14 protein-coding genes are annotated in these 20,719 nt (G+C 42.3%); 5 read left to right on the forward strand and 9 right to left on the reverse strand.

Annotated features, from left to right (window positions below):
* Positions 1-19: 19 nt before the first annotated feature.
* A complete protein-coding gene (locus tag ACQ5BJ_RS12320; protein WP_430110853.1) occupies positions 20-1,237 on the reverse strand; it encodes a hypothetical protein in 1,218 nt (405 codons plus the stop codon).
* Between the two features lie 840 nt (positions 1,238-2,077).
* Here ACQ5BJ_RS12320 and ACQ5BJ_RS12325 point away from each other — a divergent pair.
* Entirely contained in the window at positions 2,078-4,069 is a 1,992-nt protein-coding gene (locus ACQ5BJ_RS12325) for a methyl-accepting chemotaxis protein (protein WP_430110850.1), read from the forward strand.
* 184 nt (positions 4,070-4,253) lie between these two features.
* On the opposite strand, the gene ACQ5BJ_RS12330 is transcribed toward ACQ5BJ_RS12325, so the two are convergent.
* From ACQ5BJ_RS12330 to ACQ5BJ_RS12360, 7 genes are all read right to left on the reverse strand, one after another.
* Positions 4,254-4,451, reverse strand: a complete 198-nt coding sequence (locus tag ACQ5BJ_RS12330; protein ID WP_430110848.1) for a hypothetical protein — start codon at positions 4,449-4,451, stop codon at positions 4,254-4,256.
* Positions 4,452-5,253: 802 nt separating this feature from the next.
* Entirely contained in the window at positions 5,254-8,409 is a 3,156-nt protein-coding gene (locus tag ACQ5BJ_RS12335; RefSeq protein ID WP_430110845.1) for a type I restriction endonuclease subunit R, read from the reverse strand.
* Positions 8,410-8,419: 10 nt separating this feature from the next.
* Positions 8,420-9,631, reverse strand: a complete 1,212-nt coding sequence (locus tag ACQ5BJ_RS12340; RefSeq protein ID WP_430110842.1) for an SIR2 family protein — start codon at positions 9,629-9,631, stop codon at positions 8,420-8,422.
* 4 nt (positions 9,632-9,635) lie between these two features.
* A complete protein-coding gene (locus ACQ5BJ_RS12345) occupies positions 9,636-11,057 on the reverse strand; it encodes a restriction endonuclease subunit S (protein ID WP_430110840.1) in 1,422 nt (473 codons plus the stop codon).
* The gene (locus ACQ5BJ_RS12350; RefSeq protein ID WP_430110838.1) at positions 11,047-12,750 is read right to left on the reverse strand and encodes a type I restriction-modification system subunit M; all 1,704 of its coding nucleotides are present in this window, start codon (positions 12,748-12,750) and stop codon (positions 11,047-11,049) included. Before ACQ5BJ_RS12350 ends, ACQ5BJ_RS12345 begins: the two co-directional genes overlap by 11 nt.
* A 266-nt stretch (positions 12,751-13,016) precedes the next feature.
* Entirely contained in the window at positions 13,017-13,823 is an 807-nt protein-coding gene (locus ACQ5BJ_RS12355) for a WYL domain-containing protein (protein WP_430110835.1), read from the reverse strand.
* Positions 13,810-15,120 carry a helix-turn-helix transcriptional regulator gene (locus ACQ5BJ_RS12360; RefSeq protein WP_430110833.1) on the reverse strand — a complete coding sequence of 437 codons (1,311 nt, stop codon included), beginning with the start codon at positions 15,118-15,120 and terminating at the stop codon, positions 13,810-13,812. Before ACQ5BJ_RS12360 ends, ACQ5BJ_RS12355 begins: the two co-directional genes overlap by 14 nt.
* 230 nt (positions 15,121-15,350) lie before the next feature.
* Between ACQ5BJ_RS12360 and ACQ5BJ_RS12365 the strand changes: the two genes are divergently transcribed.
* From ACQ5BJ_RS12365 to ACQ5BJ_RS12380, 4 genes are all read left to right on the forward strand, one after another.
* Positions 15,351-16,181: a nucleotidyltransferase domain-containing protein gene (locus ACQ5BJ_RS12365; RefSeq protein WP_430110831.1), complete on the forward strand. Its 831-nt coding sequence runs from the start codon at positions 15,351-15,353 to the stop codon at positions 16,179-16,181.
* Between the two features lie 197 nt (positions 16,182-16,378).
* The gene (locus ACQ5BJ_RS12370) at positions 16,379-17,806 is read left to right on the forward strand and encodes a stalk domain-containing protein (protein ID WP_430110829.1); all 1,428 of its coding nucleotides are present in this window, start codon (positions 16,379-16,381) and stop codon (positions 17,804-17,806) included.
* Positions 17,807-18,025: 219 nt separating this feature from the next.
* Positions 18,026-18,751 carry a response regulator transcription factor gene (locus ACQ5BJ_RS12375; RefSeq protein WP_262866436.1) on the forward strand — a complete coding sequence of 242 codons (726 nt, stop codon included), beginning with the start codon at positions 18,026-18,028 and terminating at the stop codon, positions 18,749-18,751.
* Positions 18,752-18,755: 4 nt separating this feature from the next.
* Positions 18,756-20,159: a sensor histidine kinase gene (locus ACQ5BJ_RS12380; protein ID WP_268621878.1), complete on the forward strand. Its 1,404-nt coding sequence runs from the start codon at positions 18,756-18,758 to the stop codon at positions 20,157-20,159.
* 185 nt (positions 20,160-20,344) lie between these two features.
* Here the strand turns inward: ACQ5BJ_RS12380 and ACQ5BJ_RS12385 are convergent, their stop codons facing one another.
* Entirely contained in the window at positions 20,345-20,698 is a 354-nt protein-coding gene (locus ACQ5BJ_RS12385) for a YxeA family protein (protein WP_268621880.1), read from the reverse strand.
* Between the last annotated feature and the right edge of the window lie 21 nt (positions 20,699-20,719).

Below are 20,719 nucleotides of genomic sequence, written 5' to 3' on the forward strand. Positions count from 1 at the left end.
CACATCGATGTAAGTTGGATTAAAAATGCAAAGGAGATTCAATAAACGGTTGAAAGGAGGCTTTTCCTGTCTCAATCTCGTTTTTATCCAGCAGGTACATTGCATAATTTTCATCTCCTCGATCAATGACAAACATATATCTATCATCACCTACAAAATGATAATGAGGCGAGGAGAACAGCGACATATCCACTTTATGAACCTCTTTTTTGTTCTTGTATATTTTCATTTCGTTAGAAATGTTCTTTGCATTCCTTGCTTGGAACCATACGGGTCGAACGTAGGTGTATCGATCATCAATAAAGTAAGTTGAAATAATAGGAGAAGACTTGATGTCTGTTTCCTGGATGTGTTCTCCCTTCAGATCAGAGCTGTAGATTTTTAATCCTCGTGGATCAGTAATGTCCGAATCATCCTTCTGATCTGCAGGGTAATAGTAATTGAAATACATTCTATTCTTATGAAGGCCAAGAGAAGCAAATCCACCGTCCGTCTTTTCCCATAGTGATGACAGTATAGATGTGGCGAGATCGTAACGCAATGCCCGATATCCCTTGTCTGTGAACTCATTCATATAAACTTGTGAACCATAAGGTACGATATCCGTTATGCTCCCTTGTTTGAATTTTCCGCTGTATAAGACTTCAGGTTCTTGGGATAAATTGTCTATCGGGAGGCGGAGCACTTGATACTGTTGTTGGCTATGGAGATCGAAGTCGATAGCTCCATAGTAGATATTGCCGCGATGAATCGCAGTTCCACGCAACATTGCGTTAGGAAATGTCTTTACTACTTTGCGATTGGTTCCATCGAGATTGAGCTGAACAAGTTGAAAGATTGAGGAACCTTCTTTATCTAGACGACTTTCTATCGTATACAAATGTCCTTTATAGTATTGCAATAATTTGGTTTGTAAAGGGTTGATGTTGGCAACATAAGCGTTACAATTTTCATCACTTTTCTCTTTACTGATTAAGCAGGAATGATCGGGGCGGTTATCTAATAGAACGGGTTTCATTGTTGGCTTATCGGCATAATAGATATAACTTCCGTCCAACATATAATATCCATTCTGAGTAGTGGTTACTAGTGCACCTATCCCTTGTGCATGAAACATATAGGGATAATCGGTTTCAGCGTTATATTCATCGTTGAGTGACTGCTCTGATGAGGAGCAACCAGAATTAAGGAATATAAGAATGAATAATATGGGGAGCAAGGTGAAAGACTTGTTCATCGTATCACTCCTAAAATAAGATCAGGACTCTGTTTATAGAGAATCGCTTCATCCATTGAACAGAGTCCTATATCATTAATGCAGCATTGAGATCATGATGGAGTATTAGTACGAAACGCTAGTGTTGTCAGACCAAGAGGCTTGTCCACTAGCTACAAAGTGTGAAGAATATGCTTTGAGTGACGTAGGATTGCGCTTCGTTGCTTTGGCATTTGCACTTACACTTGTTTTGTAGCCATTGTCGGATCCGTAAGCGTAATATACATCACTGATATCGCCCCAAGTGTTTCTGTTGTGGATATTTTACCATTTTTTATTGACATTGTAACATTATCAGGTCATAAAGGAGCTCTCAAATTTGAAAACTTATTTAAGAGTAAAACAGTTCCTTTTTCCAAATCTCCATAATATTCGCCGAATGCATTGTTTGGTAATAAGGATAGAGCACCATTATTCGCAAGAGCTAATGTTGGTACTGTTTCTTGCCGATATTAGAACGAGATGCTAATGATTGGATGAAACCAATTACGGCAAAAGAAGCTGCTCAATTGTTTTATAACTATTATTCGGGCGACGCAGACACAAACAGATTTACTTCTTGATAACGAAACGTAAATGCTATGGGGTGCCTAGCTTATCACTAGCATGCTTCCAAAATAACGGATTTATCGGCACAAAAATTTATGCTTTCTACAAAGTCGTTCGTAACTATGTCATTTTATACATACTGAACATATGCTAGAATTTTTACGTTAGAGGCGTTATAACGTCGAATCTGGCATTTTTATTTAGTTCCAGTGTAAGTTTTGTAACGTTTACAATTCATAGGGGGTCGTCATCATGTTTAAAAAGTTACAGAACAAGATTATGTTCATTTTTGCATTATTGCTGGTTGCTTCTATGGTCATTCTGCAACTGGCAACTAACTTGCAGATGACTAACAGCTTTAAAGAAGAGCTGGACGAAGTAGGAAGCGCAGAAGCGGTGGCCTTATTGCAAGTTACGGATTTGCGTCTAAATAATTATGCAAAAGATATTTTGCATTTTAGTGAAAATTCTGAAATTAAAGACATTGTAAAAAACCGAGAAAAGCTAACTCCTAACATGATTGAAATGATGAAGGATTATACAAAAATCAATCCTGAAGTATCTGCTATTTATATGGGGAATTCATCGAAGCAGATGTTTGATCCCGAAGCTAATGTATACAAAAAAGATTATGATCCTCATACTCGGCCGTGGTATAAATTGGCTAACGATGACAAGGATAACGTGAAATTCAGCCCTCCGTATAAGGATAGTGTCAGTATGAAGATGAAAATAGCGATCTCTAAGGCCATTGTGGAAAACAACAAGGTTCTTGGGGTTATTTCGCTTGATGTGAACCTGGATCAATTGACAAAGCAAATCAGTGAAACGAATGTAGGATATAACGGATTTGGATTTATTTTGGATGCAGAAGGAAACTCGGTAGTGCTGCCGGATACAGAAGATGCACAAGGAAAAAATCAACGGGGAAGACCTTATGTTGACAAAATATACACTGCAAATGAAAGTGCAGGGAAGGTTAACTATACGGATAAAGGCGAATCGGAAGTTCTGTATTATACGACGTCTGGTCTTACAGGGTGGAAAATCGGTGCTGTCTATCAAGAAGACGAACTGTTAAAGCTCACGAACCATATTAAATACATAAACATAATCATAACCTTATGTGCTATTGTCGTTTCAAATGTTATTATCTACTTTGTCGCCCGCTTCTTTACGAAGCCAATCGTTCAATTGACGGATCAGGTGCAGCTAATGGCTAATGGAGACTTTACCGTGGAAGGGAAGGTAAGTTCGAAGGATGAGATTGGCCAATTAACAGGCCACTTTAATCATATGGTTCAAAGCGTGCGGGAAGTCTTATCCCGCGTGATCGTTTCCTCTGAACATCTCTCGGAGTCGGCTGAAAATCTGAGTGCCGTATCGGAAGAAACAAAAGCGGCAAGCGAAGAAATTGCTCACGCCATGTCGGATGTCGCACAAGGATCGGCAGAGAGCGCAGCAAACCTGGATCAGATGCAGCATGTCACAAGCCAATTGGCCTCGCAGTTTGTATTGGTGGAAAAAACGATGTCCTCCATGCAGGCGAAGTCAAACCAGACGCAGCAGGCAAGCATCGATGGAAAAGAAACGTTGGCAGTGCTGCAAGCGCGCTCCGATGAATCGTTCCGTGAAATTCAATCGATCGAACAAGTATTGAACCTGCTCGTGACCAAAATCAACGACATCCAGGCCGTGGCCGAAATGATCAAAGCGATTTCAGCTCAAACCAATCTGCTTGCTTTAAATGCGTCGATCGAAGCGGCAAGAGCGGGAGAGGCTGGCAAGGGATTTTCGGTCGTCGCCACAGAAGTGCGTAAACTTGCAGAACAATCCGCCAGTTCGACAGAGCAAATCAGCAGCACCATTCAGGGCATTATGGAAGAGGCTGCGAATGCCACTCGGGCGATGAGCCGGACCAAGGAAATCACCTCGGAACAAAATGAGGCTGTGCAGTCGACAGAGATCGCATTTGCAAGCATTCAAAGCTTGATGCAGCAAGTGATCGAGGCGATCAAGGAAATGTCGGGCGAAATACAGACGGCGTCTGAGCTGAAAGAAAACGTGGTTCAGTCCATTGTAAATCTATCCGCAATCTCGGAGGAATCCGCAGCCGCCGCGGAAGAAGTCAGCGCTTCGACACAGGATCAGTTGAAAGCAATCGATACGGTTTCGCAATCGGCGGAAGCTTTAAGTAATTCCAGCAGCGAATTAGAATCGCTAGTGAAGAGATTCAAAATATAAGCTATCATTGTGATGTTACGCGGCGGTACGCTGGGCTCTTCTACGAACCCAGCTACCACCGTTTTTTATTTGAGCAGTCTTAAGCATAAAGTTGGTTGATTGGTTCATACACTGCTCTCTTCATATCTCGCCAGTGCCATGGCCGCCGTCTCGCGCATGCGCTTCTGCAGGTATGCGCTATCCTTCACACGGACGCGCTTCCAAGAAAGCGTATCTTGGACAAGAGGAACTCCTGCTCATTCCACGGCAGCCGGATTCGAATCTGGTAGCTGCGCTGTTCCTCATCGTACATCACCTCCGTCTCGAAGCAGGATAAGGTATACAGGATGCGCGACCGTTCGCGGTTATAATGGGTTCTTAATAAGCAGCGATATCCTTCCATTCTTCGCTCAGCTCGCGCCGCTATTGTAATAGGGGCCTCCGTTCGTACGATCAGTAGGCTTATCTTGCTTCATAAGGTAACATCCAAAGTATGTAATTAGATATACAAGTACTAAATTTATTTAATCCGATTTATCAACTAAGAAATTGTTTTTTTCTTTCAAATTAGGCCTAGGGTCTAAACCTGCTGTCAAGGCGATCACTTCTCATGCTTTTGAGCTTTCTCTATCCTTTTTTTGTTCGACTTGCTAGGGTTAGAACCAGAGTAATTTGCAAAAAGGAGTCGGGTAATATGTTCAAAGAACCATGACCATGATAAGCCATAAACGCTGCAGCTATTCTGCTTGTGCTTGTGAGCGGATAACGAAGTCATGATCACTTCACGGATTAAGTTATCGAGGAGGCATGGAAACGGCTCATTTTACGGTTGATATTTAGATGCGTTTTTCCATATACGCTGGAGCAGTTGGTGGATGAAAGGAGAGTAGATCGGTATATATTCAAGGGAAAGCTTTACTAGCTTCAGGAACAGGCGAAAAAGGATCAGTCAGGAGACAATATCGGCTTTTCAGCAAAACCTATTATGTAGATCAGCACGGCAAGCGATGAACCGATGAGGAGTTAGGAGTTAAAAGAGACCTTTCTTTATATGGAGGACGAAAAACTAAACAAGCTGATTCCTGTCAAAAACATGAATCAGCTTGTAGATTAGGCAGGGCTAATTCTTTATCTAAGGTAACTTTGATTAACTTACCTTCTATTGGTATTAGAATTTTCAAATGTGGGATGGTATAAAAATACATTTATTTACTCCATTCGTTGCTAAGTACTTCTGCTTGTTTCATTATCAACTCAATGGCTCCAGGTGTTTTGTCCGGTGGATACTTATATTTTTGAAGAGTACGTCGCACCAGAATTTTCAATTTTGCACGGACGCTTTCCCGAACTTGCCAATCAACAGTAGTGGATTGTCGTAGTTTCTCAGTAATTTCTACAGCGATCTTTTTCAGTGTTTCGTCACCAAGTATTCGTACTGAGCTTTCGTTATTTGCTAACGCATCATAAAAAGCTATCTCGTCAGGTTTTAATCCTAGCTTAGCATCTCTAGTTATTTCCAATTGGAAATCTTTTGCCATTTGAATAAGTTCTTCAATTACTTGTGCCGTTTCTATAGCGCGATTATTATATTTACGTAATGTTTCTTGTAAGCGGTCTGCGAATTTTTTTTCTTGTACAACGTTACTGCGTGTTTTAGCTTTGATTCCATCTTTAAGTAATTTTTCTAACAACTCAACAGCTAAGTTACGATAGGGCATTTGGCGAATATCATCGAAAAATTCATCAGAAAGAAGTGCAATATTCGGCTTTTCAAGGCCACAAAGTGCAAATACATCGGATACGCCTTCAGCCAGTACAGCATTATCAAGAATTTGTTTCAGTGCAGAGTCTTTCTCCGCTAAGGTTCGTTTGATATCTACAGAGGTAAACTTACTAATGGCTGCCTTGATGGCTGAATAAAAAGCAATTTCTTTGCGAAGTTCCTTTGCTTCATCAAGAGTACTACAGAGTGAAAAGGATTTTGTTGTTGATAACACTAAATCAAGATATCGCTTTTTTCCATCTTTAAGACCTAGTATATAATTTGCGGCAGGTACTAAAAGTGTGTGTGCCTCCGTTTCAAATCTACTAAGGTCAATACCATCACCTTGAGGTGTCTTGGCAAACATGTCACGGATAGCATCCATTTTCTCAACCAAGATAGCGTAGGATTCCTCCGCACGCATTGTCGGCTCGCCTTTACCTCTAGAGTCGGTATAAACTTTTAATGCCTGTTTTAGCTCATTTGCTATACCTATATAATCCACAACTAAACCGCCAGGTTTGTCTTTGAATACCCTGTTAACTCTGGAAATAGCCTGCATTAAGTTATGACCCTTCATCGGTTTATCCACATACATCGTATGGCAGCATGGGGCGTCAAAGCCAGTCAGCCACATATCACGTACAATAACAAGTTTAAGAGGGTCAGCAATATTTTTAAAGCGTTTTTCAAGGCGTTTTTTCGTCTGGCTATTATAAATATGAGGTTGCAACAAATTTTTATCTGAAGCCGACCCTGTCATAACGATCTTTATGACACCCTTCTCCGGATCAGGATCATGCCATTCAGGTCGAAGGGTAACGATTTCGTTGTACAAGTGTACACAAATATCACGGCTCATTGCAACAAACATTGCTTTACCTTCTATGATTTCGGTTCTTTCTTCGAAGTGAGCAACTAAATCAGCTGCTACTTGTTTTAGTCTCGGTGTTGAACCTACTAATTTCTCAAGGCGACTCCACTCGCTTTTTGTTTTTTCACGAGCGAAAATATCCTCTTCGTCTTCAACTACTTCATCTACTCGATCTGATAGAGTGTTGATATCATCGTAATTGAGTTCTAATTTAGCAAGGCGAGATTCATAATAAATAGGTACAGTGGCACCATCATCAACTGCATCTTGAATGTCATAAATAGACACATATTCACCAAAGATAGAACGAGTGTCTTTGTCTTCTAGGGATATTGGAGTACCTGTAAACCCGATGAACGAGGCATGTTGCAATGCATCACGCATGTGTTTGGCATAACCAAATTTGTATTTCCCATCCTGGGTTAGAACAGCTTTCAGACCATATTGGCTACGATGTGCTTCATCTGAAATGACAACTATATTATGACGGCCATTCAAAAGTGGATGTTCTGTTTCACTTCCTAGTAAGGCAAACTTTTGCACTGTAGTAAAAATGATACCACCTGACTCACGCTCTGCTAATAATTGTCGCAGTTCTTCTCTAGTATTTGCTTGTACTGGTGTTTGCTTTAAGAGTTCATGCGCGTTGCAAAAAGTCGAATAGAGCTGGCCATCAAGATCATTACGGTCAGTAACAACAACAATCGTGGGATTGTTCATCTCTTGCTGTTGTAAAAGTTTTCCTGCATACCAGCACATGGAAATACTCTTTCCAGAGCCCTGTGTATGCCAGACAACACCGGCTTTTTTACATCCTGGAATAACCTCTTTACCGTAGGTTGCCCGTGATTCCATAACAGAATTATCTTTAGGTTGCCTAGAGGCTATAATTGTTGCCTGAACTGCTTCACGAACGGCATGAAACTGATGATAGCCTGCAATCTTTTTGATGACTTTTTCTTCATCTATTTCAAAAAGCACAAAGAATCGGATGAAGTCCAGAAAAAGTTCACGGTCAAAGAAACCACGTACTAATGTTTCTAACTGCCATTCAAGTACTGGTTTGTCATCCTCGTGTTTAATTGTACGCCAAGGTTGAAAGCGTTCTTGATTTGCTGTTAAAGAACCAACACGTGCTGTGTACCCATCGCTTACTACTAAAGCTTCATTAAAAATAAACAGATCTGCGATATCTTCTTTGTAGGTTTGCAACTGATTAAACGCATCCCAGATATCCGTGTTCTCGTCACTTGGATTTTTTAATTCTAACACTGCAAACGGAATACCATTGATAAAGCAGACTATATCAGGACGACGTGGCTGTTTTGTACCAGTGATGGTAAGCTGATTTACTACAACAAATCGATTTTTATTTAGACGATCAAAATCCAATAAAAATGCATGATCATGTATCTTTTGATTATCATGCATAAAGTCAACAGGAACGCCTTCTAATAAATATTTGTGAAAGTTTCGATTTTTGACTACTAAATCTAGACTTTCTATATTCTTTAATTTTAATAACACTTGCTCATAGCATTCTAATGGCAGATGTGTGTTAATTCGAGAAAATGCAGATTCTAAGTCTGATTCGAGTAGAACCTGACAATAGTCTTTACGCATAGGGGTATTGCCATCATGCGCAATATTAGGTCCATATAATATATCCCACCCGTTATCTCTAAACCATTCAAGGCAGAGGTCTTCTAGTTTTTTTTCGTTCATTTTTTACCTCCTAAATCTTGGCCTTTCCTGAAGCACAATCAATAGCAAATTTAAGCAAATATTCAAGAAAAGAGTGGTCTTGATTCTTTTGCTCGTCAAGATTAACTTGGTACCAAATTGGTCGGATTTTTGCTTTTGATAACAGATTTTCCTTCTCAATTTTCCTGTGATACTCAACGGGTTCTGGCAAAAAGGCAAAATGATCTGGGATATCAAAAGTATTAGAGTTAACAATATCGATAAAAAGTTTTAGTGTGCGGTCTTTTTCTAGACTACAACCTATGAACAACAACGAGTGACTAATAAAAATCTGCCTCAAAACTTTTGCCAGAGGTTTTGTATAATCAAAACCATCTTTGCCATAAGCATCATCATATTGAGATTTAGAAAATATATATGTTTCAGATGAGCTATAGTGGCCGTGTAGTTTTAATATGCATCGTTCTCCTTGTATTAATTGGGAAGCGAATTGGTTTTGGGTCTGCTTTCCATGCATATAACCTTCCATTGCTCTATGTTGCTTCTGAAAAACCTTTTCTATTAGCGCATCGAAATTTGTCGTAATAATGCAGCCATCTGCTAATTGGGGGAGAAGTGTTATTGGCCCCAATATTTCTTTCGCATCAGCCCCATCAAATGTATTTCTAATGAAATTCTCCATCTGAGCCTTATCATTATCATAGATAATTTGAGCTGCCTCTAGATAGTTGTATTTTTCTACATGTTCTTTTACTTCTTTTAGATAATGTAGCGAAGGGAGCATCGCACGTTCCTCAGACGTAGATACTCCTTCAAGTTTCTTTACAAGTTTTTGAATAGCTTCCCCCCACAGCGGGTAGTTGCAGGGACGGGAAATCCCCGCTCCGACGAATGGTGCTATCCGTTTGCGTTTAAGTGATTCGACAAATCTAGCAAATACATTCAATTGCTCAGATTCATCTAAATATCCTTTTGCATCAGCATGTTGATTAATGACTTCTTGACTTTCATAACGCTCTAATTCATCGAGATAAGCTGTAGGATCATGCCAAAAGAGGACATCACTTGGTTCGACAAAATATTTATTACCTTCATCCGAACTAGAAGCTAGCCCATTAATTGAGAGTGGTTTATCTCCATTTAAAGCAGCATGAAATTTATCATTTTCTTTATCGAGCTCATCTTTTACGGACATTTTAAATTTTTGTATTGTTGAGATTAGTCCTTCCCACTTGTTACTCAATTTGTCACTCCTCTGTGTGATCTCTATCCGTTATACCAAATTTTATTTCACCTGATATAAACTTAGGTAAAAGAGCATCTCTTATTCTTGCTAATATTTTTGACTCTTCACTGTTATTCTTAGCAGTATTTAAAAATGGTTCTACAATTTTTGTGAAAATATTTATTAGATCCTTCGGATAAATAAGCCAAGTCAAATCAGCAAGTGCGTTAATATCTGCTCGTTGCCTACCGCTAGATCCAGTCATTGATTGAATAGCTGCACTTCTAAACGTTTCATTGCGAGCAATGAAATAACCAAGTAATGGATGGTATCCCTTTCTTGGGTGTATGACAATATATTCGGTTGAACCCCAACCAACTTGAGCTTCCTTCAGAAAATCAACATATGCAGTTTTACCATTCTCCAAGCAGGGCGTTATTCTTGCCAGAAGCGTGTCCCCATTAATAAATTTTGTTCCACCATTCATTTCACGTTCAATAACGTCTTTCACAAGGTGCCCCTTAGTAGGGACATTTTTCATATCAAGATAAGGTGCAATCGTACCTTTTGTAAGTGTTCTTTTTGGGTTGAATTCAAGTATATCTGCTAGATTTCCAACCTTCCAGCCACTTGGTTTCTCACCTATTACAGATTCTTGCATAGCTGCTGGAAATAATGCAGCTGTTTTCTTTAATTCCATGTAAGCCTCGGGTTGTTGCTCTTGCATCTGGATAAGAGCAATTTCGCTTTTACCAGAAATCGTACTCATGGCTGCTCGTTCCGCATCATCAATTGTTCCACCCACTTTGAGTACAGAGATTTTGGACGTAACTGGATCAAAATCTATAAACCAGCTTTTAAAAATTGCCTGGGAGATAGATTCAAGTGTATTGTTAATCTCGTTATTAAGTTCTATTTTGTTATAAAAAAATTTCATTAACTGATTGATCTTTTTCATTGTTGTTTCATCTGGCCAAGGAATAATAGCATTTGCAATTTCCTTTGGATTAAATGCTGGGTAAGCACCACCATCTGCTATTCTTACAAGATAATCATTAAAAATATCTGATGTAATAAAACTATATAAATACCATGCATTTTCTGATTTGTGAGTTGAAACGACACAAAGCCCTGTTGATGCAATCCAGTTTTCACCAACATTTTCTAAAAACACATGTTGACGGAGCTTAGGTCGAACCGTAGAAATAAGGAAGTCGTTGTTTTTTAGTCTTCGTTTAGCTCTCGATGGGGCATCACAATATTTTATTTTTTTTAGTTGTTCGAGAAAGCCAGAGGAAACTGATGAGATATCCACATACCAGATTTCAGATGGCTCATCACCTTTTTTAATTGAATCAGCATTAATATCAGCAACTTCGCATACTCTTTTCGTGGTCCAGTTATCTGGAAGTTGGATACCTATTTGATTAAAATTAAAGCTCATATCCTAACTCCTTTAAGTTTTTCTTTATCTTATCAGTGAGACGATAACTCTTTTCAAACTGTTTTTTTAACTGTTCTGTTAGTTCTGCCATTTTTTCCTCAAATGGCTCATTTCGATCCTCTTGCTCAACTGAACCAACATATCGCCCAGGGGTAAGAATATATTCGTTTTCTTGAATGTCCTTTAGCCCTGCCGAGAAGCAAAAACCAGGTTGGTCTTCGTATCCTTCACCAAGCTTCCATGAATGATAAATATTGGTTATTTTGTCGATATCTTTTTTCGTAAAATCACGCAATACACGATCTTTCATATATCCGAGGTTTCGGGCATCAATAAATAGAGCTTTGCCTCTACGATCTACTTTTCCATTAATACCTCTTTTATTTTTGGTCAAAAACCAAATGCAAGCTGGGATTTGGGTATTTGTGAAGAGTTGTCCCGGTAATGCCACCATACACTCAACTAAATCAGCTTTAATCAATGCTTGACGTATTTCGCCTTCGTTATTGATATTAGAGCTCATTGAACCATTGGCGAGTAAAAGTGCCATTGAGCCATTTTCGTTTAAATGGTATAGCATGTGCTGGATCCAGGCAAAGTTAGCATTACTTTTTGGAGGTGTTCCGTACTTCCAGCGTACATCTCCTTCAAGGTTAGGATGCCACCAATCTTTTACGTTAAAAGGAGGGTTCGCCATAACAAAGTCTGCCCTCAAATCTGGATGCTGGTCATCCAGGAAAGAGTCGGCATTCTTCCTTCCAAAGTTAAAGTCAATTCCTCGAATTGCCATGTTCATTGCAGCAAGTTTCCAAGTAGTAGGGTTGCTCTCTTGACCATAGACAGAAATATGTCTTTTTTGTTCTGAAGCGTTATAGTGTTTCTCCTTGGCATGTTCTTCAATAAACTTTTCACTTGATACAAAGAAACCACCGGAGCCCATAGCAGGGTCATATACTCGACCTTTATATGGTTCTAACATTTCAACTATTAATGTAACGATACTTTTAGGAGTATAGTACTGACCACCTTGCTTACCTTCAGCAAGTGCAAATTGTCCAAGGAAGTATTCATAAACATGACCTAGGATATCTTTACTGTGTAAGTCAAGTTTTTGACCATTATATTCGGGATTGCTAAAACTGGTATCTGAGAAGCTATTGATTAGCCCAATCAGCTTGTCGTTGTCTAATTGATATTGGCTAATACGGTTAAGAATACCTTTAAGCTTGTTATTAGTTTGTTCAATCTCATCAAAAGCGTTATCGATTAACCATGAAATTGAGCGTAATTTTACGGGCCCTCCTTGCTCATTTTTCCATATTTCTGAACCAATAGGTAAAGCGGATACACTTTTTAATGTACTCCACCGGGCTGCTGGCGGTACCCAAAAAACATTTTTTTCCTGATAGTATTCAATGAGTTCTAACTCTTCTTCGATAGCTTGTTGATAATCTTCATTCGATTGGTAATTTTCTCGGGGTAAAAAATATATATTATCATCATCATCCAGTTTGAATAACTGTTTTAGTTCGTTCTGACGTTCTTCAAACGCATCTGACACATATTTTAGAAAAATCAATCCTAGGACAATATGTTTGTAGTTAGCAGCATCCAAGTTATTTCGTAGTTTATCTGCTGCTTTCCACAGTTTGTCATTGAGTTCTTTAAAAAAAAGTTGTTCGGTGTAATTCATACTAATCTCCTTATGGTTAAAATTCGATTTTTTTGGATCTTTCATACATTATGAACATTTGAATTTGTATCGGCACAAAGCATGTCAACCCGTCTTCTTTAGGACTACGTGTATTTTTGCAAATATTCTTGTTTTTTATTATTGGACATAAATTGAAAAATGAAATATTCGAATGTAAGTTTCAAAATTAATTTTACAACACTTATATTTAACCTTCCACTGAGGTTAGAATAAAACTAATTATTAATGATTAGTTAAAACAGAACTTACATACCACTCTCCTCATACCTTGCCAGTGCCATGGCGGCCGTTTCACGCATGCGCTTCTGCAGGTATGACCCCTCCTTCACGCGGACGCGCTTGCCGAGAAAACGTATCTTGGACAAGAGGAATTCATGCTCATTCCATGGCAGCCGGATTCGAATCTGGTAGCTGCGTTGTTCCTCATCGTACATTACCTCTGTTTCAAAGCAGGAGAAGGCATACAGGATGCGCGATAGTTCGGAATGATAATCACGGATGACCTCAATCACTGCCTCGGACTTGTGGCGATCGCGTAGACGGGCAAGTTTCGCCAGAATATATTCCGCTTCCGCTGGCGGGATTGATTCTGCTGCCAAAGACGTAATATTGCGCAGCTTGGTGCTCATGAGCCCGCGGTGCTGACGATGGTACCAGAGCAGGTACCATTCTCGCTTAATAATGGAATACTCTAATTTATATGGAAAGCCCTCATGCTCCTCGTTGACACGCCCGCCCTTGATCGCGTAACTGATGCGTATCCCTGTCCCGGAAGAGATGTACCTACGGAGCGGCTTTAGCATCGGATGATAGACATGCTTTTCCTTGCTTTTGGCCTTCTCAATGAGATTATGGGAGGTATCCATGAGTATCTCTGAGGACAGGATTTCATTTAATTTGGTTATCGTATCTTCCGAGAAGGCCTCGCTCGCTGCAGGATGTGCGAGCATCGTCTTCAACCATGCCCGTTCATGAGAGGTAACGACGAATGTTCCCGCTCCTTCGAGACGAGTCAAAATCTGATAGCCAAAGATTTTCTCAAATGGGTTCATAGTAATCAGCGATCTCCTTCCATTCCTCTATCAACTGGTGCCGCAGATATCTGGGCTCCAGCACCTCGCAGCTTGAACCGAAGCTGCGCAGCCAAGGCTTAATCTCTGTAATTCCATTTACCGTAATTTCATATATAAAGGAATGCTCATCTTCTTCGACGATTTCTCCCCACTGCCCTTGCAGCAGCACACGCTGCTTAATGAAGTCCGGGTCTCCCGGGCGAGGGCTGAAGAAGCGGGCACGCACCTTCACGGGACGGCCGGTATCGATGAGCCAACTGTATTGAATCTTCTCCATCAGCGCCGCTGTCTTCATCTGGAACACGTCCTCGGACACAGCATCCGCTTCTTCAATGTGGGTCATGCCCTCCATGCGGAACTTGCGGATACCTTCTCTATCGCTGCTCAGCATATACCATCTGCCATATTGATGATCGTACACGATTTTTAAGGGCAGAGCCTTATGCCAGCTTCCTTCGGCTTCCCGCTCGAAGCGCGGATTCGTCTGTTGTGCGGCATAGCTTTTCTCCGCCTTGGGCGTGAAGTATTGGAATTTCACTCTGCAGCGTTTCTGGATCGCGGCCAATAAGGTAAACAGATGGGCTTCATCCAAAATGCGTGAATGATAATGATATTTATATAAAAAGATGTCGGTAAGATGTTGGCCGTTATGGTCGAGCAGCAATTGCTTCTTCAAGCTGTCCCGCAGCAAATAGCCATGGACAGAAGGCACCTGCGTGTTTGCCATAACATCTACGAAATCGTATAAATCCAGCAGTTCCTCATCCGACAATTGCTGAATGAGCTCATCGTTCAAGTGGAAGCGATATGGGCGGGATGCATTCGCTTTGCGAATGACGCCGACCGATTCCAAATATTTCAGGTCGCTTCGAATTGTCTTCTCATCAGGCATCGGCAGCTCTTCCGGCGTTTTGCCGCAGCATTCATCCATAAGCTCCATAGCCGTCATGGATTGCTCCTGCAGCGCCTCCAAAATAGTCGATATCCGAACCGATTCGGATTCCTTCAGCGACTTGGCTCGAAACAAGAACAATAGGGCGGGATCGGATGAATCGTAATTGCGTGGATGAACAGCTTCCGCCAGTTCCAATTCCGACGCGTGCTTAGACTGTAAATCGGAGGCTGCGGCAACTTCCTTCAGGCGCCGTGCCGTTTTGTCCAATGTATGTACGGAAATGCCCAGCCGATCTGCCAACTGCTGTCTGTTGAATGCGCCTCTCATCAGCATGAGTGTGCGCAAATATTGAATCTCCTTATCGAAGCTCTCCTTCGCCACGTCTAATCTCCTTTCTCCCAAGCAGTTCTCTTTCATTGTATCAGGTAAACATGAGCGGAAGCACGAAATAATCTCGGTAAGTCGTAATACATTCGCCATGTTCGCAGCACCGGAAATAAGGGATGATGAATACAGGAAATAACGGGCTCGAGCTTCATGAACAGAGATTTCTAATGTCGAAGCAAATCATGCGTAAAGGGTTATCCGAATGTCAGAAGGAGTGGTCACACATGGCGAATATACGTCAGCAAATTATAGATGCGTTACAAACGATCGAGAAAGAGGAACGAGTACGCATATTGTATGCTTGCGAATCGGGCAGCAGGGCATGGGGATTTCCATCGATGGACAGCGATTATGACGTCCGATTTATTTACGTAAGACCGATGGACAGCTATTTATCCTTATTCGAAAAGCGAGACGTGATTGAGCGGCCGATCAGCAATATGCTGGATATCAACGGATGGGATATGAAGAAAGCATTGTCTTTATTTCGCAAGTCGAATCCTCCTTTGCTTGAATGGCTGCAATCTCCGATTGTATATGCAGAAGCATCGGATGTGGTGGCGCAGATACGTGCCCTATCCTCCCATACCTTTTCGCCGAGATCCTGTATGTATCACTTTTTGCATATGGCCAAAGGAAACTACAGGGAGTATTTGCAAAGGGATCAAGTGAAAATCAAAAAGTATTTTTACGTGCTGCGCCCGCTGCTGGCCTGCCAATGGATCGAGCGTTATAACGAGATGCCGCCTATCGAGTTTCCGGTGCTGGTAGATTGGCTCATTCCGACGAACGGTGAACTTCATGCCGCCATTCAACAATTGCTCGCACGAAAGATCGCAGGAGAAGAATTGGATCATGAGCCTAGAATTGAGGTCATCAATGTCTTTATTGAGGAGTCCATTGGGTACTATGAACAGATTGCCGCGCAGCAGCCTGTTGCAGCAGGCGGTTATGATGGACGGCTTGACGAATTATTCCGCTGGTCGATAACCGCATCAGACACAAGGAGAGAAATAGAGATGCGAGAAATACCAGAGAATAGAATAACATTGTAACTGATCTTTAATCATGCGCCGGTCAAGGTGGAGGCAATAGGTAAGAAGGACAGAGTACACTTTTTACCGCTAAAGCAGGCAGAGTTTTATGAAATTGTGCCATAAAGTCTATGGAAAATCATGCTACAGTAATGGTAGACTATGGTTCTCCAATAGATGGAGGAACTTTCAATTTGATAGAGAAGGGAAACGCAAAGATGAAAAGAATGGTACACGCGGGAAAATGGATGCTGGCGGTTGTGCTGAGCATAGGCTTGCTGGGAACCGTAAATCTGCCTGCGGCGTCAGCAGCGCCGCAATCGGACAACGCAATTCAAGAGTATGGATTGCATTCGTTGATCAAGAAAGACGGTACATATTGGGTGTGGGGAAACTTTCAAGCCGTACCGACTCAATTGCATGGAATAGGCCCTGTAAAACGGATCATCGGCTCCTATGTGGTAACGGATGATAAGAAAGTATGGTTCTTAGAGGATGACAACACATCGCCAGAAATCAAAATTCACCCTGTGTCCGGCATCAGCGACATGGTTTATTTCTACGACGATTTAGCTCTCGATGCGGACGGAAAAGTATACGTCGCTGAGGACGAGGACAACGAAAGCTATAAACATGTTCTATCAGGCTATAAACATGTTCAATTCAAGGAGCTGCCCGGCATCAATCAGGTTGAAGAAATCGTTTTTTTCTACTATCCCGGTGAAGCGAACCAAGAACGATGGTTCTTTCTGAAGAAGGACGGTACTATATGGGAAGGGGTAAATAAACGTACCTCTTTTAAAAAAGTTGCTTCTTTGCCTGAGTCGACTCCTACGAAAGTAGAAGGGGTGACGGGGATTCAATCAATTCATTCAAATGGAGAAACGAATCTGGCAATCGATGGTGCATCTCGCCTATGGTTCTGGGGTGCCACAATGACGGGAATGTCCGATGGCACGAAAAGGCATGACCATCCAAAGCCGATTCAACTAAAGAATATCTCCGATGTGAAAGCAGCGTATATTGTAGAGCGTTCAATCATAGCGTACACAAATAGCGGCAAGGTATATCGTACGTCCATCGATACCGAATCGATGTCAGACAACGCCAAATTTGATCTTGTTGCATCCAATATCAGCTCTCTTAAAGCAGGCTGGCGGCATATAATTATGCAAAAAGCAGATGGCTCCCTATGGGGATGGGGCGTCAATAAGGATGCGGATTTAGGATATGGCGACTACGAGTTCATGCATGAGCAGGCGGTGCCGGTACAACGCGCCGTAGCGCTTGCCTTGAATGGAGAGGCCGTTAAGTTGAACAACGGCGTTGTCATTCGCAAAGATCAGGCCTTTGTCCCTATACGTTCGATCTTCGAGAAGCTTGGCGCCGCGATCAAGTATGATGAAGAAAGCAAGGTAGTCACGATCAGCCGCTCCAATGCTGGCACCGGCAGCGCGGAATTGACCATCGTTGTCAACTATAAGACGGGGACAACGACGCTGAACGGAAAGGAAGTTCAACTGGAAAATAAGCCTTTTGCAATTAAGGGAACCTCTTATTTGCCGCTCCGCTTCATTAGTGAGAAGCTGGGAGCGAAGGTAGACTGGAGTCAGAAGGAAGACAAAATTTCGATTACGATGAAATAGAGAGTATGAAGAGGGGCTTGCTCCGGTTATGGCAATTACCGGTCAAGGCTCTTTTTTATATAATTAGCGTGTTCTCAAGCTTCCTTCTAGAGTCCTTGATACTCTGTTAGATGCAGGTTATGTGCATCTTCTTGTCGAATACATTATTTTCCCTCGGTCGATTCCAGCCAAAACCAAATGTTTAATGAACTACTATTGTAAGGGAAGGCAGGGGAGTATGTGGACAATCTAAAAAACAAAAAAATACTTATTGTGGACGATGAACCTGACATTCGGACCATGATCGATATGCTGCTGCGCAAAGAGGGCTATTATCGAATTTATACGGCATCCGACAGCAAATCAGCAATAGCTGTGTGCCGCAGAGACAAGCCTGACATCGCCATATTGGATGTAATGCTTCCAGATCAGGACGGCTTTGCGCTGCTGACAGCCATCCGCCAATTCTCCAGCATGCCGGCGCTGTTCTTGTCTGCGAGGGGCGAAGATGAGGACCGGCTGCTCGGATTAGGTCTTGGAGCCGATGATTATATGGTGAAGCCTTTTTTGCCAAGGGAGCTGATCCTTCGCCTGAACGGCATTTTGAAGCGAGTATATCAGACGCATCAGGAGGATAGCTTGCCGACCTTTCATTTGGAAGGATGCACGGTGGATTTAGAGAGCGCTGTGGTATATCGTAAGGCCGATGGTGCTGGAGAACGTGAGCAGCCGCTGACGGCCAAGGAGCATGCGATTCTTATGAAGCTCTATGAGAATAGAGGGCGTATCGTAACGACTGATGCATTGTTCCAGGCCGGTTGGGGCGATGAGGGCACTAGCTACGAGAATACGTTAATGGTGCATATACGGCGAATTCGGGAGAAGATCGAAGCGGATCCCTCTAATCCCAGCAGCCTGCTAACCGTGAGAGGGCTCGGATATAAGCTTATGGTGAAGGAGCCATAGGACAATGGAAGACATTATCCGCATTATTCGCCGGTTTACGGGCATTACATTTGCTATTTTTGCCGGGATCGTTGCCTTGAATTTGGCCATGCTCGGTGTTTTCGTGTTCAAGGAAATTAATGATGGACAATCTCCACAGCATGTCGTGGAGTATGTAGCGAACCATTTGCAACGGATGGGAAAGACATATGCATTAGATGCCTCCTCCCGCCAGATGCTGGAGGGTACTGAAGCATGGGCGATGCTGCTTGATAAGGGCGGCCGAGTTATATGGGATTACAAGCTGCCTGGGGAAGTCCCTCGTTCATATTCTCTAACCGAGGTTGCGAAATTCACCCGTCATTTTTTGCTTGAATATCCAGTGTTTGTGTGGGAGTATGCAGATGGACTGATCGTGCTTGGTTATCCGAAGAACAGCTATGCGAAGTATCATTTCTATTTTCTCGTGCCATGGATACGTTCTTTACCGCAGAGAGCCTTATTCCTGCTGCTAGGCAACATCGTACTGGGATGCGTGCTGGCTATTATAATTGGTACTCGGCTTGTCCGTTCATTGAAGCCGCTCACAGGCGTTGTTCACGCGCTTGGCAAGGAAGAGGCCGTTCGGGCAGAGGAGAAGGGGATATTCGGCAAGCTCGCGCGAAGCATCAATGATACCTCTGAAATGCTTCGAGAAAGGCAGGCGGCTCTTCGTACTCGCAATGAGGCGCGGTCGAATTGGATTGCAGGAATTTCTCACGACATTCGCACGCCTCTGTCCATGATTCTTGGCTATGCCAGTTCTCTGGAGGAACATGCGGAGGTGCCTGAGGAGCAGAGGCAGCAGGCGGCAATCATTCGCAAGCAGGGGGAGAAGCTGCGGTCTCTCGTCAGTGATTTGAATCTAGTCTCCAAGCTGGAGTATGAGATGCAGCCCTTGAACATGGAGCCGATACGATTGGCGGCTCTAGCCAGACAGGTTGCTGCAGACTTCCTGAATCAAGGGCTGGATAATCGGTATACGATTGACTTGCAGATCAAGAAAGAGCCTATTCAGGCTGAAGTCGATCGCAAGCTGATGCTTCGAGCCATCACGAATCTGGTACAGAATTGCATCGACCATAATCCAGATGGCTGCGTCATTTCGCTGCTTGTAAATCAATCAACTGATGGTTCGGCTTGTCAGTTTACGGTAATGGATAACGGAGTAGGGATTCAGCGTGATGCGTTGGAGGATCTGTTGAAACTGCCATACTCTGCGGAGAGACAACATTTGCGACAGAATGGACATGGTTTGGGGCTTCCTATGGTTGCTAGAATTGCCGAGGCACATCGCGGACATCTGTTGCTGGAGAGTGACACGGGGCAAGGCATGTGCGCTACAATTGAACTGTCAAGCTGTTCGGCCAAGGAAGCTAATCTAAGCTAACAACAGACGAACATAGACCGGATCAGTAGTTTTGCATGTAAGGGTATTTATGGAATGTCACTCTTGTCATCACGTTCTCACATTCATGATATAAAGAATATGTTTCTTAAATAAATAATCACGAAAAGGGCCGTTTTCTGATCAGCGTATGATCCAGAGAGCGGCCCTTTGTTGGGATTATACATCTATGGCTTATAGGTTCTTCTTATGTTCTCAGGAAGACTGTCATATCGGACTTCATGCCAATAGGTAACACCTCGGAGCCTTGTCGTATACAGCTCCAGATAAGCTCCCTTGCGTAATTGCTTGCTGGTGGTAAAGTCCAGCTGTTTTTGGTTTCCTTGGTTGTCAAAAGCAAGGAGGCTGTATTCATATCTGCCGTTCTTGTTTTTAATCGCTTCATTACTGTGGATTTGTGTATAATACAACGTCTTCCCATCAGGGTCATCCGGCGTTAGTCGTTCCGGAGCAAGTACGAAAATACCGAATGCGACGACGGCTGCGAGCAGCAGCGCGGCAATAAGGATTATTTTTTTCATTGCAGATCTCCCTTTCAGAGC

This window comes from Paenibacillus sp. B1-35 (assembly GCF_050474385.1).
In the GTDB taxonomy this organism is placed as follows: Bacteria; Bacillota; Bacilli; order Paenibacillales; family Paenibacillaceae; genus Paenibacillus_B; species Paenibacillus_B alvei.